We start from the raw sequence: 15,621 nt of genomic DNA on the forward strand, positions 1-15,621 counted from the left end.
TCCGGCTCACAGGATTCCGTATTTGGCGAAGGCCTGGGTGCTCGACATGCCGCCCTCGATCTCCTTGCGCACCTGCTTCTCGCCGCGCGCCTTCTCCAACGCGCGTTCGACCACTTCGGCCTCATGGGCGCGCGGGATGACGACCACGCCGTCGAGGTCGCCGAACACCAGGTCGCCCGGCTGCACGCTAACCGGCCCGACCTCGATCGGGCAGCGGTAATCGACGACCTGGGTGCGCACGCTCGAATCCTGCGCGAAACGGCCGCGGCTGAACACCGGCCAGCCTTGCGACAGGATCTGCGGCGTGTCGCGGTGGAAGCCGTTGACGACCGCGCCATTGGCCCCGCGCGCCCGCGCCGTCGCGGTCAGGATCTCGCCCCAATAGGCGCAGCGCATCTCGCCGCCGCTGGCGAGGTAGACATCGCCGGGCTCGATCTGGTCGAGCGCCTCGGTCAGCTTGCCGAAGGGCTGCGCCTGCGGGCCATAGACGTCGATCATCAGTACCGGCATCGCGCGGCCGACCAGCTTCATCTCGGTAAGCATCGGCTGGATCGGCTGGGGCAGGAACTGATGGACGCAGCCCAGCGTGTCGAGGATATCGCCGACGACGGGCGTGTACAGCTCGGCGCGGAACAGGTCGAAGATTTCGTTGTCGGTCATCATGACTCCAGCGTGGATAGGCTTGCGCGCGAGCGGCGCACGATCAGCGCCATCGCCAGCACGGCGAGGGGGTAGGCGAGCGCGGCGCCAAGAAAGAGCACGGCATAGTTGCCGCCGGTCGCGTCGAGGATCCGGCCGACCGCCATCGCGACGAACATACCCATGATGCCCGCCGCAAAGCCGCCAATGCCGATCACCGAGCCCACCCCGCGCGACGGCACGGTGTCCGAGGCGAGCGTGTAGAGATTGGCCGACATGCCCTGATGCCCGGCCGCGGCAAGCGCGATCAGCATGACCGCGGGCCACAGGCTCGACACCCCTGCGATGAAGGCGACCGGGATCGGGCAGAGCGCCATCAGCAGCATCGTCGCGAGCCGCGCGGGCACCGGGCGCATGCCCTGCTTGATCATCCGCGACGACAGCCAGCCGCCCGCGATGCTGCCCACGTCCGCGATCAGGTAGATCGCCACCAGCGGGCCGATCGATCCGAGCATATCGATGCCGAAGCGATCGTGCAGGAAGCCCGGGACCCAGTTGAGATAGAACCACCACACCGGGCTGGTCATCAGCATGCCGACGACATAAGCCCAGGTGCCACGATAGCGCAGCAGCGAGACCCATTTGACCGGCTCGGAGGGCGCGTCGTCGCCGCTCTTGATATAGGCGAGCTCCTCGGCCGAGAGCCGCTTCTGCCGCTCGGGCAGCTCGTAGAAGCGCAGCCACATGACGAGCCAGATCAGCCCGAGCGTGCCCGCGATCAGGAACGCGGCCCGCCAGCCGACCAGCGCGACGATGAAGGGCAGCGAGATCGGGGTGACGATCGCGCCGATATTGCTCCCCGCGTTGAAGATGCCGGTGGCGAAGGCGCGCTCCTGCGGCGGGAACCATTCGCGCACCGCCTTGATCGAGGCGGGGAAGTTGCCGCCCTCGGTGAGCCCGAGCGCGCCGCGCGCGATCTTGAAGCCGAGCACGGTCGACATCAGGCCATGCGCCGCCGCCGCGAGGCTCCAGCCGAACACCGCGACGCCGAGCCCCGCGCGCACCCCAATCCGGTCCATCAACCGCCCGCCGAGCAGATAGCCGAAGGCGTACATCAGCGAGAAGGCGGCGATAATGTCGCCATAGGCGGTCTCGGACCAGCCGAACTCGGCATCGAGTGTCGGCTTGAGCAGCCCGAAGATCTGGCGGTCGATATAACAGATGGTGGTCGAGGCGAAGAGCAGCGCGCAGACGATCCAGCGGTAGCGGCCCCGCGGCGGCGCGGGCGCAGCGCGCGCCGCGACGGGTTCGGCAATGGTGGTCGTCATCGGCATCCTCAACGGCGCGCTCGGATGGCGGCTCGATCGCTTGAATCCTGTATGACAGGTTACTAGCGGTTTGCATGGCGAAGGCAAGCGTGATTTTGCTAAGGCAGTGGGCCAGATGCCGCAGCTGCGGCTCGATTGGAGAGGAGTTGGCGTGGGGACGAAGGCGGAAGAAGCGGCAGGCGGCGCGAAGACGACCGGCCTTGTCGACCACGTCATCGACTATATCTACCGCCACGTGGCCGACGAGCGGCTGCGCCCCGGCGCGCGGCTGCCGAGCGAGACCACGATCAGCGTGACGCTGGGCGTCAGCCGCCCGGTGGTGCGCGAGGCGATGCGCACGCTCGCCGCGACGGGCCTGGTCGAGATGGCGGTGGGCAAGCGCGCGACGATCGTGCCGGTCGATGGCGAGATGCTGTCGCGCGTGATCGGCAACGCGCTGCTCACCGGGCAGGCCGACACGCGCAACATCCTCGAGATGCGCCGCGGGGTCGAGATCACGATGGTCGCGCTCGCCGCCGAACGGCGCAGCGACGCCGACGCCGCCGAGCTGCAGAAGATCGTGCGCGAGATGGCGACCAAGCTCGGCAATGCGAAACGCTATGCCGAGCTCGACCTTCAGCTTCATGCGCGGCTGGCGCGGGCGACCGGCAATCCGCTCTACACGCTGCTGATCGACGCGTTCCGCCAGCTGATCGCCGCATCGATGCTCGAGGGGATCGAACGCTGGTCGGCGAGCCCGGAACTGAAGCGCGTGCAGGACCTGCACGAGAACATCGTCGCCGCGGTGGTGGCGCGCGATCCGGCGGCGGCGGCCGGCGCGATGGCGCAGCATTTCGATGATGCGCTGATCAAGATCCTGGCGCCGATCGTCGCGGGCGAACCAGCGGCCTGAGCTTGCCAGCGGAACCGCTGCGGCCTATCCTGTAAGACAAGTTGATTGCGAGGAGAGGCGCCGCGATGCGCATCGAGAAGTTCGAGACCTGGATGTGCAAGCGGCCCAAGGGGCTGTTCGACGAGGAGCGCGAAGGTGCCGCGCCAATGCCCTGGGCCTATGGCGTAGGCCGCATCACCACCTCGGACGGTATCGAGGGGATCGCGACCTTCTGGGCGGCGCGCTCGGCGGCGGTGACCGACGCCTATCTTTCCGATGTGATCGCGCCGGTGATCCTCGGCCGCTCGATCCACGACCGCGAGCGAATCTGGCACGATTTCTGGAACATCGACCGCCACGGCGCCTTCTTCCCGGTGTTCCTGCCCGGCCCGATCGACGTCGCGTTGTGGGACGCCGCGGCGCGTACCGCCGGGCTACCGCTGCACCGCTATCTCGGCAGCTATCGCACGAGCCTGCCGGTCTATGCCAGCAGCCTGTGGCTGCCCGATATCGACGCCTATGTGCGCGAGGCGCTCGCCTACAAGGAACGCGGGTTCAAGGCCTACAAGGTCCATCCATGCGGGCCCAGCGCGCTCGACATGGAGATCCACCAGGCGGTGCGTGACGCGGTCGGGCCCGAGATGATCCTGATGACCGATCCCGTGGCGGAATATACGCTGCACGAGGCGATCAAGGTCGCGCGGCACCTCGAGCAGCTCGACTATTACTGGTTCGAGGAGCCGTTCCGCGATTACGAGCTCGACAAATATGCCAAGCTCGCCGCCGCGGTGGACATTCCGATCGTCGGCACCGAGACGACGCGCGGCGGCCCGTGGGGCGTGGCGCAGGCGATCAAGTGCGACGCGCTCGACATGGTCCGCGCCGACGTGTCGTGGAAGGGCGGGATCACCGGCACGCTCAAGGTCTGCCACCTCGCCGAGGCGCACGGCATGAATTGCGAGCTGCACACCACGACGATAGGGCCAATGGACGTCGCCAACATCCATGTCGCCTGCGCGGTGCGCAACTCGGAATATTTCGAGCTGTTCGTGCCCGAGGATAGCTTCCAGCTGCCGATGAAGCAGAGCCTGCGCGACCTGATGGACGCCGAGGGCAACATCCACGCGCCGCAAGGCCCGGGCCTCGGCATCGATATCGACTGGGATCTGGTCGAGGACAATTGCACCTCGCGCCGCGTGTTCACCGCCTGAGCCGGATAAAAGAGCGGCTGCGGCGAGGGTTCGCCGCAGCCGCAGGTCTAGCCACCCCGAGAGGGGGTCTCGAAAATCCTCAGATCTTGACGATGCGCAGCGCGATCCACGGCTTGCCCGGCAGCGCGATCGTGGGGCGCGCAGGATCGTGAACGTCATACTCGGTCATCTGCTGCATGCGGAACACACCCTCGACCGGAGTGATAGTCATGTTCCAAGTGTCGATGACGTCGATGCGGAAGGCGTTCTTGGGGTCGTCCTTGCGGCCGGGCAGCACGACCTTCCACTCGGCCGGAGTCGATGCCCCGAAATATCTGATGTAATATTCGTGCGGCTTGCCGCCGATATGGTAGTTCCACCAATGCTGGATCGGGTCGAGCCCCGGGGTCGGCCCCTCCTCCATGATCTTCCTGAGGAAGGCGAGGCGCGGCGCGCTGGTGCCCTTGAGCACCCCGCCCTGACCGAGCCACGAATAGTCGGCGTTGCGGTTGGGGTCGAAGGTCTCGCTATGGCCGACATAGGTGCCGCCGACCAGGCCCCACCAGAAGCGCTCGACCATCTCCTCACCCGAGAGCTGGCCCCAGCGCTTGTCCGAATTGCCCTCGTACACGACCTCGTCGAACACCACTGGCTTGAGCGCGAAGTCGCGGTGCATCGCGGCGCGGATGTCGTCGAGCACCGCAGCGCCATTCTGGATGCTGGCGTGGGTGATCCACGGCTTGCGGTGATCGTAATAGGTGTTGATCTGGTGGATCGAGCGCAGCCGGTCATGCGGGTCGGCGGCGACGAGGACCTGGAAGAGATGGTCCCAATCGTCCATCGATTTGGTCTTCACCGCATCATATTCGTTGCCCATCGACCACCAGACATGGCGGTAGGCGCCCCAGCGCGCGGCGCAGTAGCGGATGTAGCGCTCGTCATCGGCGCGCTTCATATCGTTATAGCCGCCCTTCTCGTCATAGGGGTGGTAGAGGATGATGTCGGCCTCGATGCCGAGCTGGCCGAGGCGGATGATGCGATCCTCGTAGCGGCGGAAATAGTCCGGATCGAAACGCGTCGGGTCCCAGTCGCGCGGCCCCTTGCCGGTGCGGACGAAGGGGTTGGTCGCCACGGCCTCGACATTGGGCGTGACGAGCATCCGCATCTTGTTGAACGGCGCCGATTTGAGCGTCTCGATCGTCTGGTTGCACTTGGCGTCGGACTGGAGCGCCCACGCATAGCAGGTCGTGCCGATCTGGCGGAACGGCGTGCCGTCGGCATAGGCGAAGTGGTAGCCGTCCTGCGTGACCCGCATCGGGCCGTGATTGCCGGCGGCGGGGGCGACGCATTCGAAGCGGCCGCGCTTGTGCGCCAGCTCAGTGGCGCTGCTCTCGGTCTCCCAGCCCCACGCGCCGAGCTCGGGCGGACTGAAGCGGATGCGGTAGGTGCCGTTGCCGTCGTAGAAGCCAGGCACGCGGATCGTCCGGCCTGCGCCCTTGAACACCGCGGCGATGGTGACATCGACGAACGGGTTGCCGGCCGCGGGCCCTTCGAACACCAGCTCATGCACGCCCCAGCGCTCGGTCCGCGCCGGCCCCGCGCCCTGCGCGAGCGCGGGCGCGGCGGCGGCCGCGCCGGCAGCGATCAGGCCGCTCTTCAGCATCTCGCGTCGCGATACACTCATACTGCGCGCTCCGCTTCGAGTTGCTCCAGGGATTTGCCCTCGTTGCGCGGCGCCCAGACGAAGCCGATCACGCCGCTGATCGCGAGGAAGCCAACCAAGATCCAGGCGAGCGTGGTGAAGCCGGTCGCGGTGAGCCACGGCACGAAGAAGCTGAACACGCCGAGCGCGATGCGCACGATCGCGAACATCACCCCCTGCGCGGTGGCGCGCAGCGCGGTCGGGAACATCTCCGAGCTCCACAGCTGGAAGAAGCTCTGCGCGCCGAACCCGCCGCCGACCGACATCAGGAAGACGTGGATGATCGCGATCGGCAGGGTCAGCGGGAACAGCGCGAGCAGCGACATGCCGATGATCTGGGTCACCGCCGAGATGCCGAACAGCAGCCGCTGGTTCACCTTGTCGGCGAGCTTCATGAAGATGAAGAAGATCGAGGCCATGCCGAGCAGGAACGACAGCGCCTGGATCGCGACGGACATCGCCTGGCTCTGATCGCCGACGGTGCGCAGGATGTACGGGAAGAAGAAGCCGTTGGTGCCCGCCCACAGGTTCCAGAACAGGTACATGCCGGCGAGGAACGCCATCGAACCGATATGCTGGCGGGTGAACAGATCCTGCCAGCGGCCGCGCTGCTCGGTCTCGCCTTTCGCTTGCGCTTCCACCCAGCGCTGCGATTCCTTCATGCGCGAGCGCAGGAAGGTGAGCGCGATGGCGAGGATCGCGAGATGCGCGAAGACGATGCGCGCGCCGAGCATGCCGAGCGGCTCGAGCACGAGGAACAGCAGCAGCACGACGACCGGCCCCAGATACCACAGCACCTGTGCGACGCCGCTATGCTTGCCGCGCTTGTCGTCGGGCGCCATCTCCGCGATCAGCGACCAGGAGGCGGGGATGTCGGCGCCGACCGCGAGGCCCACGAGGAAGAAGCCGATCACGACCATCCACGCGTTCACCGCGAAGACCAGCCACAGCATACCGAACGCGTAGAACAGCATGTCGTACTGGTAGATCTTCTTGCGGCCGAACAGGTCGCACAGCCTTCCGCCGATCAGCGCGCCGATGCCGGCGGCGATCGCATTGGGACCGAACGCGCCGATCATGCCGACCAGGTCGGTGCTCAGATGATAGGCCTCGACCCACAGCGCCAGCGCGGCGGCGCCGGCGACGATCGAGCCTGCATCGATATAATTGGCGAGCCCGGCGAGGATGGTGTTCTTCCAGTCCTCCCGGTCGGCTGCGGTGGTCATGTCCGTCTCTCCCGGATTGGTGTGGCCTGGCCGTTATGTCTGTGCTGCGGCCTCAGCGTAAGTCTGGATACAGAGCGACAGGGGAGGCGGGATCGCCTCCCCTGTCCAAGGGGTGCCTCGTCAGAAGTTCATGCGAGCGCCCGCATAGAAGCGCCGGCCGATCGGATCGAACTGGCCGTTGATGTTGCCGGCGACGCCCGTGAAGAGCGGCGGGCGGTCGACATCGAACAGGTTCTTCACGCCGATGAAGAACTGCATTTCGTCCATGACTTTGAAGCGGACCTGCGCGTCGGTGTAGATCACGCTGTCGATGCGGAAATACTTCTTGTCGGGAAGCGACCCGTCGGCGAGCACGTAGCGCGTCTGGAAATTCTCGTAATCCAGATATTGCGGCCCGATATATTCGGCGCTGACGGTGAAGCCGACCGTGTCGTTGTCCCAGCTCAGACTCGCATTCGCGGCATCCTCGGGCGTGCCGAGCTCACCCTTCGAATTGTCGAACGGATCACCGGCGAGCGGCGTATTCCCCTTGGCCAGCAGATGCGTCCAGGAGGTCGAGAAATTGGCCCGGCCGCCAAAGGCGCGCATCGTGTAGGACAAAGTGAAGTCGAGGCCCTCGGTCTTGCTGCCGCCGCTGTTGACCAGCGCGCGGACGACCTGCTCGACCGAGCCCGCACTGAACGCACCGCTGGCGGTCGAGCGCCGGGTGACGAACTGGCAGAAGTCGGAGATGCCCTGCACGTAACATTTGTTCAGCACCGTCGACTGCGAGATGCGGCTGATCGCATCCTTGAGCTCGATGTTGAAATAGTCCGCGGTGAAGGTGAGGCCGCGCAGCGCCTCGATCGACACCGGATTGATCACCACGCCCAGCGTATAGGTGGTGGCGGTTTCCTCCTGGATGTTCGGGTTCGGCGCAGTGACGCTGCCGACGCCCTGCTGATCGGGCACGGTCAGCGTGAACGAGCCGTTCGCCTGGATGTTGGCCAGCACGCCCGGCGCGGCGCGGCAATTATCGGCCAGCGTGCCGGTGCTGGTGAGCGTGACGCCCTGGCACGGATCGGTGATCGAGATGATGCCCGCCTGGGGCGCTTCGAACAGCTCGCCGATATTGGGCGCGCGCACGGCATGGGCATAGACGCCGCGGATACGGATGTCCGCCACCGGCGACCATTCGACGCCGCCATTGTACGCCCAGAAGCTGCCGACCGTCGAATAGTCGGAGATACGCGCCGCGCCGCGCAGCGTCAGATTGTGGAAGAACGGCACGTTGGCGAGAACGGGAAGGACGATCTCGCCATAGGCTTCCTTGACGTTGAAGGCGCCGACCGTGTCGGTTGCCTGGGTGTAGCCGTTGCGCGCCTGGTTGGTCAGCGGATCGAAGGTGTCCTTGCTGGACTCCTCGCGATATTCGAGACCCGCGGCGACCTGCACCGGACCGCCGGGAAGCTGGAACAATGTGCCGGAGAGGTTGAGCGCGGCGGCGTGCATGTCCTGGAAGGCGTGCGCCTGGTAGCTGGCCTTCACATAGTTGATCGCGTCCGCGCTGATCTTGCTCGACCCGTCGGGATTGAGCCCGAAGACGTTCATCGGCACGCAGCCCGACGCGCGCGCATTGGCATCGAGACAGATCGCGTCGGTCGTGCTGCCATTGCGGTTGACGTCGTTGATGTCGGGGACGACCTGCACGGCGTTCGCGACATTGTAGAGGTTGGCGAGGCCCGTCATCGTCGTGTCAGAGCGCGTCGAACCGTAGCTGTAATAGGCGTCGAGGTTCCAGCCGCCGCCGAGGTCGATATCGCCACCGACGGCGATGCGGAAATTGTCACGCTGGGTGGTCACTGCACGCGTCCCCGGCGGGAACATGGTGGTGCGGATCAGGAAGCTGATGTCCTTGAGCCCGTCCCCGGTGCGGTCGTTCGCGGCATTGTAGACCGCATCGGACACGAACGGGTTGCGCAGGATCACCGAGGTGCCGTCGGGGCGGAACACGCGATGCTCGATGTTGAAATAGCCGTTGGCGCTGCCGGGGGCGTTGAATGCGCCGAGCGCACCGTCGGTGCGCAGCGGCGAAGCCTCAAGATAGCCCTTGGTATCGACGCGGTTGTAGGTACCTTCGACGAAGATGTTGACCTTGTCCGACACGTCATAGTTGGTGCGCACCGCGAAGGTCAGGCGCTCGACCGGCGAGGCGATCGCGCCGTACTGGGCGCGGTTGAAGCCGTCGGTCGCGGCGTTGTAGGCGCGCACCGACCCGTCGGGGTTGATGATGCGGTTGCCCGCGCCGGCGATCGAGAACACGCCCCCCGGGCCGACGTTCGACGGCGAGTAGAGCGGCACGAACAGGTTCTGCGCCGCGGTCAGGTTGGCGTTGCTCGGGGTGCCGACGCGCTGCGTGGTGCCGAGGCTGACATAGTCGCGGGCCGACCAGTCACGCGCGGTGTTGAGGACCGCGCCTTCGCGCTGCCAGCCGGCGAAGAGCAGCAAATTGCCGTCGCCATTCGCGAAGTTGCGGCCGAAGGTGACGTTGGCGGAATAATTGTCGTCGTCGCCGCGCTCCGAGATGCCGGCCTGGGTGTTGATCCGGATGCCTTCGTAATCCTTCTTGTAGATGAAGTTGACCACGCCCGCGATCGCGTCCGAGCCGTAAACGGCCGAGGCGCCGCCGGTCAGCACATCGACGCGCTCGACGAACGAAGACGGGATCATCGCGAGGTCGACGACGCTCGAGCCCGGCGAGCCGGCCACGGTGCGGCGGCCGTCGATCAGGACGAGCGTGCGCGACGGCCCGAGGCCGCGGAGATCGACGGTCGCGCGGCCCGGACCGGTGCCGAAGGTGCTGGTCGTGCGGCTGTTGCCAGCGGGGCCGACCGCGGGGTTCTGCTGGAGAATCTCCTGGACGTCGATCGCGCCCTTGTTCTCGATCTCCTGCGCGGTGATCACTTGGATCGGCGACGGCGAGGTCAGCGTCGGGCTGCGGATGCGGCTGCCCGTGACAACGACGTCCTGTTCGGTCGTCTCGGCCTCGGCCGCCTGTTCGGCCGGGGTCTGGGCGACAGGCGCGGCGGCTTCCTGCGCCTGCGACGCGGTGGCCGCGAACAGGGTCAGCGCGCTGGTGCCGGTCAGCAGCAATCCGGTGCGGACGCCGCGCGATGATGTGATGGTTGCAACTTTCATTTCCCCACTCCTTCCCTTGTCTGGTTCTGATCGGGCCTTGGGTCAGGCCCCAGTCCATGGGCGTTTGCCGCCTCTCTTTCGTTGTTCTTTGGCGTTGTTCCTTGGCTTCAGCCGGGCGGCGCCCGGTTGGCGCGGGCGACGACGTCAGTCACGCTCTCGCGCCAGTTGCGGCGGATCGCTTCGCGCGCGTCGGGCGCGAGCTGCGGTTCGAAACGCTCGGCGGCGGTCGCCGCGCTGATGCCGGCGAGGCCGAGCGCTTCGGCGGCCATGCGGGCGACGCCGAGCGCGCTGGCTTCGGCGATCTCGGGCCGGGCGATGGCGCGTCCGGTTAAGTCGGCGAGGAGCTGCGCGAGCAACGGGTTGCGCGCGGCGCCGCCGTCGATCGAGAGCTCGGGCAGGTCGATGCCGAGATCGGCGGCGATTGCATCAAGCACGTCGCCGATCTGGAGCGCGATCGCCTCGAGCGTGGCGCGGGCGACATGCGCGGGGCGGGTGGCGAGCGTCATGCCGCTGATCGTGCCGCGCGCGCCGGATTGCCAGTGCGGCGCGCCGAGCCCGGCAAGCGCGGGGACGACCACCACGCCTTCGCTACTCTCGACGCTCGCCGCGAGATTGGTGAGCGCCTGTTCGTCGGACAGGCCGAGCAGCGCCGTCGCGAAGGCGGCGGCATGGCCCGAGACCGAGATGTTGCCCTCGAGCGCGTGCTGCGCTCCGCCATTGGCGCGGCTCCACGCGATCGTGCTCGACAGGCCGTGCGACGAGCGCGCCCGGCCTGCGGTCGCGGCCATCAGCGAGCTGCCGGTGCCGATCGTCGCCTTGACCCGGCCGGGCGCGTGGATGCCGTGCGCGAACAGCGCGGCGTGGCTGTCGCCGAGCAGCACCTGCACCGGCGTGCCCGCGGGCAGCGCGGTGAGGCCGGACACGACGGCGCCGAAGCCGCTGTCCGACGGCGCGATGCGCGGCAGGATGTTTAGCGGCACGTCGAAGATGCGCGCCAGCGCTTCGTCCCAATCAAGCGTGTCGAGGTTGAACAGCTGGGTACGCGAGGCGTTGCTGTGGTCAGTGGCGTGGACCTGCCCGCCGGTGAGGTTCCACAGCAGCCAGCTGTCGATCGTGCCGGCCCGGATATCGCCGTTCGCTGCGCGGTCGCGGGCGCCGGGGATCGAGTCGAGCAGCCAGGCGATCTTGGCGGCGGGGAAGAGCGGGTCGATGCCGAGGCCGCTGCGCGAGACGATCTCGTCTTGCAGCCCTGCGGCGCGCAATGCGGCGCAGCGTTCGGCCGAGCGCGCGCATTGCCAGATCACCGCGGGGGCGAGCGGGCGGCCAGTCGCGGCCTCCCACAGCACCACGGTCTCGCGCTGGTTGGAGATGGCGAGCGCGGCGATCTCCGAACCCGGCGCGGCGGCGACCAGCTCGGCGATCAGCGCGGCGACCGCTTCCCAGATGTCCGACGCAGATTGCTCGGCCCAGCCGGGCTGCGGATAGGTCACCTGCATCGGCCGCGCGCGCGAAGCCAACACCGTGCCGTCGGGCGCGACGAGCAGCGCCTTGGTGTTGGTCGTGCCCTGGTCGATGGCGAGGATGACCGGACCGGACATCAGGCGGCCCTATGTCCCAGCAGATCGCGCGCGGCGGCGGCGATGCCCTCGGCGGTGAGGCCGAAACGCTCCATCAGCCATGATGCCGAGCCGGTCGGCAGGAAGCCGGGGAAGCCGAGCATCCGCATCCGCACGGGCGAGTGCTGCGCGCAATATTCGGCGATCGCACCGCCAAGGCCGCCTTGCGCAAGTCCTTCCTCGGCGGTGACGATCGCCCCGGTCTGCGCCGCGGCGGCGATCAGCCCGGTGTCGAGCGGCGAGACGGTCGCCATGTTGATCACGCGCGCGGCGATGCCCTCGGCCGCCAGCACCTCGGCCGCAGCGATCGCGCGGTGGACCAGTGTGCCGTTGGTGACGATGGCGATATCGCCGCCCTCGCGCAGCACTTCGCCCTTGCCGATCGCGAAGGACGCGCCGGCAGGGCGTTCGAGCGCAGGCACCGGCATGCGGCTGATCTTGATATAGACCGGGCCGTCATGCGCAGCGGCCGCCTTGATCGCCTCGGCGGTCTCCCACGGGTCCGACGGCACGATCACGGTGAGCTTGTCGATCGCGCGCAGCCAGGCGACGTCCTCGATACTGTGGTGCGTCGCGCCGAGCTCGCCATAGGCGACGCCCGAGGAGATGCCGCACAGCTTCACATTCTGCTGGCTATAGGCGCAGTCGACCTTGATCTGCTCCATCGCACGCGCGGTGAGGAAGCAGCCGGCACCGCTGACGAACGGGATCTTGCCGCCATTGGCGAGGCCGGCACCGACGCCGACCATGTTCTGCTCGGCGATGCCGACGTTGATCAGGCGATCGGGAAAGCGCTCGCGGAACTTGCCGAGCTTGGACGAGCCGACCGAATCATTGACCACCGCGACGATGCGGTCGTCATTGGCGGCGAGTTCCTCGACCGTCCGGACATAGGCGTCGCGGCAATCGAACATGCCGGTGGTTGCGACGTCCTTCACTTGTTCATCTCCGCTTCGAGCTCGGCCATGGCCTGGGCGTACTGCTCGGCATTGGGCACGCCGTGGTGCCAGCCGGCCTGGTCGCGCATGAAGCTGACGCCCTGGCCCTTGTGGGTGTCGGCGATGATGACGCGCGGCTTGCTGCGCGGGGCGCACGCGGCATCGAGCGTTTCGAGCAGCGCGGCATGATCATGGCCGTCGACCCCGACGACCTCCCAGCCGAACGCGCGCCACTTGTCGGCGAGCGGCTCGAGGCTGTTGGTGTCCTCGGTCTTCGCGCCCTGCTGGAGGCGGTTGCGGTCGACGATCACGGTGAGGTTGCCAAGGCCGCGATGCCCCGCGAACATCGCCGCTTCCCACATGCTGCCTTCCTGTAGCTCGCCGTCGCCGGTGAGCGCGAAGACGCGATAGTCCGCCTTGTCGATCTGCCCCGCGGCGGCAATGCCGACCGCGACCGGCAGGCCGTGGCCGAGCGGACCGGTATTGGTCTCGACGCCCGGCAGATAGGCGCGGTTGGGATGGCCGTTGAGCCGCGACTCGGGCTTCAAATAGGTGTCGAGCTCCTGCTCCGGAAAGAAGCCCGCCCCGGCCAGCGCCGTGTAGAGCGCGCCGGTGCAATGCCCTTTGCTCATCACGAAACGGTCGCGGTCCGGGGCGGCAGGAGAGGACCCGTTGACCCGAAGAATATCGAAATAGAGGGCGGCAAGCACATCTGCGGACGAAAGGTCACCGCCAGGGTGACCCTGCCCCGCCTCGACGATCATGCGGAGCAGGCGGCGGCGCATCCAATTCGCGCGCTCGCGGACGTGCGCAGCGCGCACCTCCAGCGTACGCCCAGCGGCGCCGCGACTCTCCAGCCTGACTGAACTCATTCACCTCTCCTGACCGCCGGATAGCGGATGTTGAAACCAAACGCAATAATAGTCATATTATATGGATATCATTCGAAGTTTCGATTATCTTCGTTTTCTATCGAGCTGCGGCGAAATTGACAAGATATCAAAGCCCGCGCTAGGAGAAGGCTGCGCCGGCATGGTCTCAAGCAGGCGCCAAACGCAGGGAAATGGAGCGGGGATGTCGAGATCGTGAGCGGCGAACGACGCGCCCGGATGCTCGGCGAGGCCCGCCGCAGCAAGATCCTCGAATGGCTCCAGGAGGAGGGCAGCGCGCGCGTGCGCAGCCTGGCCGAGGCATTCGGCGTGTCCGAGGTGACGGTGCGCCAGGATCTCGAGAAGCTCGAGGCCGACGGGCACATCGTCCGCGAGCATGGCGGTGCGTTCCTCAAATCGGTGACTCAGCAGGTGCGCGCGATGGCGCTGCAGCATCACGAGAATATGGAGGCCAAGCAGCGCATCGGCCGCGCGGCGGCGGCGCTGGTTGGCGACGGTGAGACGATCATCCTCGACTCGGGCTCGACCACCACCGAGGTCGCGGCGCAGCTCACTGGCCGGCGCGACATGACCGTGATCACCAACGCACTCAACATCGCGCTGATGCTCGGCGCCGAGCCCGGGTTCGAGGTCCATATGACCGGCGGCCATTTCAAGGCGCCGACGCTGTCGCTGTCGGGCGACCGCTCGGCCGACTATTTCCGTGGGCTGTTCGTGCAGAAGCTGTTCCTGGCGACCGCCGCGCTCGATCTCGAGGCCGGGCTCACCTATCCGGCGCTGTCCGACATTCCGGTCAAGCGCGCGATGATCGAGGCGGCGGAGCGAGTCATCCTCGTCGCCGATTCGAGCAAGATTGGCCTCCGCTCCTTCAGCGCGCTGGGCGGGATCGAGCTGGTCCACCTGCTGGTGACCGACGGCGGCATCCGCGACGAAGACCGCGCCGCGATCGAGGCGGTGGGCGTGGAGGTGCTGGTCGCCTGAAGATTTTCGGCGCGTGCGCCATGCCGCGCTTCCAAACCACCGGGATGAGGATCGAACCGTGAGCAACCAGAAATATGGCGCCGGCATCTGGCACTTCGCGACCTATGTCGATCGCTATGCGACCGACGGCTATGGCCCGGCACGCTCGCTGATCGAGATGATCGATCTGGCCGGACAGGTCGACGACCTGTCGGTGGTCGACATCAACTATCCCTTCGTCGACCAGAGCCTGTCGCTCGATACGGTGGATGAGGCGCTCGAGCGCAACAACCTCTCGGTGATCGGCATCACGCCCGAGATCTACACGCGCCAGTTCGCCAAGGGCGCGTTCACCAACCCCGATCCGGGCATCCGCCGCCTGGCAAACGAGATGTGCAACGACGCCGCCAACGTCGTGCGGAGGTTCGATGCGAACTACGTCAAGCTGTGGCCGGGGCAGGACGGCTGGGACTATCCGTTCCAGGTCGACCATCGCAAATTGTGGCAGATGAGCGTCGAGGGGATCGGCGAGCTCGCCAGCCAGAACCCCGATCTCAACTTCGTGATCGAGTACAAGCCGCGCGAGCCGCGCTGCCATATGAGCTATGACAGCGTGTCGCGCACGCTGCTCGGGATCGAGCGGATGGGGCTGCCCAATGTCGGCATCCTGCTCGATTTCGGCCATGCGCTGTACGGCGGCGAGAGCCCGGCGGATTCGGCGCAGCTCGCGATCGACCATGGCCGGCTGTTCGGCATGGACGTGAACGACAATTTCCGCGGCTGGGACGACGACCTGATGGCCGGATCGGTCCACCCGATCGAGCTGTTCGAGTTCTTCTACACGCTGCGCAAGAACAAGTGGGAGGGCGTGTGGCAGCTCGACCAGTTCCCGTTCCGCGAGGACTCCGTCGCGGTCGCCAACGGCGCAATCAGCTTCCTGAAGGGCATCGAGCGCGCGCTCGACAAGCTCGACTTCGCGGCGATGCAGGACGCGCAGGACCGCCAGGATGCGGTGACCGCGCTCAGGCTCGCGCGCGAAGCGCTGTTCACCTCCTTCTGATGCTGCGCGGAGCAGCCATCTTGG

Annotated in this window: 12 protein-coding genes; 4 read left to right on the forward strand and 8 right to left on the reverse strand. The window is 66.9% G+C overall.

The window, feature by feature from the left end:
* Positions 1-6: 6 nt before the first annotated feature.
* Both OK349_RS13530 and OK349_RS13535 read right to left on the reverse strand, forming a co-directional pair.
* Positions 7-660, reverse strand: coding sequence for an RraA family protein (locus OK349_RS13530; RefSeq protein WP_265118316.1), 654 nt, complete (start codon positions 658-660; stop codon positions 7-9).
* Positions 660-1,967 carry an MFS transporter gene (locus OK349_RS13535; protein WP_265118317.1) on the reverse strand — a complete coding sequence of 436 codons (1,308 nt, stop codon included), beginning with the start codon at positions 1,965-1,967 and terminating at the stop codon, positions 660-662. The genes OK349_RS13530 and OK349_RS13535 overlap by 1 nt, the downstream gene beginning before the upstream one ends.
* 151 nt (positions 1,968-2,118) lie before the next feature.
* On the opposite strand from OK349_RS13535, the gene OK349_RS13540 reads away from it, so the two are divergent.
* Together OK349_RS13540 and OK349_RS13545 are read left to right on the forward strand one after the other, a co-directional pair.
* On the forward strand, positions 2,119-2,859 hold the full coding sequence (locus OK349_RS13540; RefSeq protein ID WP_265118318.1) for a FadR/GntR family transcriptional regulator: 741 nt from the start codon (positions 2,119-2,121) through the stop codon (positions 2,857-2,859).
* 65 nt (positions 2,860-2,924) lie between these two features.
* Positions 2,925-4,049, forward strand: a complete 1,125-nt coding sequence (locus OK349_RS13545) for an enolase C-terminal domain-like protein (protein WP_265118319.1) — start codon at positions 2,925-2,927, stop codon at positions 4,047-4,049.
* Between the two features lie 79 nt (positions 4,050-4,128).
* Here the strand turns inward: OK349_RS13545 and OK349_RS13550 are convergent, their stop codons facing one another.
* From OK349_RS13550 to OK349_RS13575, 6 genes are all read right to left on the reverse strand, one after another.
* Positions 4,129-5,712, reverse strand: coding sequence for a DUF5060 domain-containing protein (locus OK349_RS13550; RefSeq protein WP_265118320.1), 1,584 nt, complete (start codon positions 5,710-5,712; stop codon positions 4,129-4,131).
* Positions 5,709-6,956, reverse strand: a complete 1,248-nt coding sequence (locus OK349_RS13555; protein WP_265118321.1) for an MFS transporter — start codon at positions 6,954-6,956, stop codon at positions 5,709-5,711. Before OK349_RS13555 ends, OK349_RS13550 begins: the two co-directional genes overlap by 4 nt.
* A 120-nt stretch (positions 6,957-7,076) precedes the next feature.
* Positions 7,077-10,133 carry a TonB-dependent receptor domain-containing protein gene (locus OK349_RS13560; protein ID WP_265118322.1) on the reverse strand — a complete coding sequence of 1,019 codons (3,057 nt, stop codon included), beginning with the start codon at positions 10,131-10,133 and terminating at the stop codon, positions 7,077-7,079.
* 107 nt (positions 10,134-10,240) lie between these two features.
* Entirely contained in the window at positions 10,241-11,731 is a 1,491-nt protein-coding gene (locus tag OK349_RS13565; protein WP_265118323.1) for an FGGY family carbohydrate kinase, read from the reverse strand.
* The gene (locus tag OK349_RS13570; protein ID WP_265118324.1) at positions 11,731-12,687 is read right to left on the reverse strand and encodes a transketolase family protein; all 957 of its coding nucleotides are present in this window, start codon (positions 12,685-12,687) and stop codon (positions 11,731-11,733) included. Before OK349_RS13570 ends, OK349_RS13565 begins: the two co-directional genes overlap by 1 nt.
* A complete protein-coding gene (locus tag OK349_RS13575; RefSeq protein ID WP_265118325.1) occupies positions 12,684-13,559 on the reverse strand; it encodes a transketolase in 876 nt (291 codons plus the stop codon). Before OK349_RS13575 ends, OK349_RS13570 begins: the two co-directional genes overlap by 4 nt.
* Before the next feature lie 213 nt (positions 13,560-13,772).
* Between OK349_RS13575 and OK349_RS13580 the strand changes: the two genes are divergently transcribed.
* Together OK349_RS13580 and OK349_RS13585 are read left to right on the forward strand one after the other, a co-directional pair.
* Positions 13,773-14,558, forward strand: coding sequence for a DeoR/GlpR family DNA-binding transcription regulator (locus OK349_RS13580; RefSeq protein ID WP_265118326.1), 786 nt, complete (start codon positions 13,773-13,775; stop codon positions 14,556-14,558).
* A 58-nt stretch (positions 14,559-14,616) separates the two neighbouring features.
* Complete coding sequence (locus OK349_RS13585; RefSeq protein ID WP_265118327.1) at positions 14,617-15,597, forward strand: sugar phosphate isomerase/epimerase family protein; 981 nt, start codon at positions 14,617-14,619, stop codon at positions 15,595-15,597.
* Positions 15,598-15,621: the final 24 nt, after the last annotated feature.

Source organism: Sphingomonas sp. BT-65 (assembly GCF_026107375.2).
Lineage (GTDB): Bacteria > Pseudomonadota > Alphaproteobacteria > Sphingomonadales > Sphingomonadaceae > Sphingomonas.

Excerpts from the sequence above, each read along its gene's own strand:
- OK349_RS13530 (WP_265118316.1), bottom strand. The coding sequence starts at position 660 with ATGACCGACAACGAAATCTTCGACCTGTTCCGCGCCGAGCTGTACACG.
- OK349_RS13535 (WP_265118317.1), bottom strand. The coding sequence starts at position 1,967 with ATGACGACCACCATTGCCGAACCCGTCGCGGCGCGCGCTGCGCCCGCG.
- OK349_RS13545 (WP_265118319.1), top strand. The coding sequence starts at position 2,925 with ATGCGCATCGAGAAGTTCGAGACCTGGATGTGCAAGCGGCCCAAGGGG.
- OK349_RS13550 (WP_265118320.1), bottom strand. The coding sequence starts at position 5,712 with ATGAGTGTATCGCGACGCGAGATGCTGAAGAGCGGCCTGATCGCTGCC.
- OK349_RS13555 (WP_265118321.1), bottom strand. The coding sequence starts at position 6,956 with ATGACCACCGCAGCCGACCGGGAGGACTGGAAGAACACCATCCTCGCC.
- OK349_RS13560 (WP_265118322.1), bottom strand. The coding sequence starts at position 10,133 with ATGAAAGTTGCAACCATCACATCATCGCGCGGCGTCCGCACCGGATTG.
- OK349_RS13565 (WP_265118323.1), bottom strand. The coding sequence starts at position 11,731 with ATGTCCGGTCCGGTCATCCTCGCCATCGACCAGGGCACGACCAACACC.
- OK349_RS13575 (WP_265118325.1), bottom strand. The coding sequence starts at position 13,559 with ATGAGTTCAGTCAGGCTGGAGAGTCGCGGCGCCGCTGGGCGTACGCTG.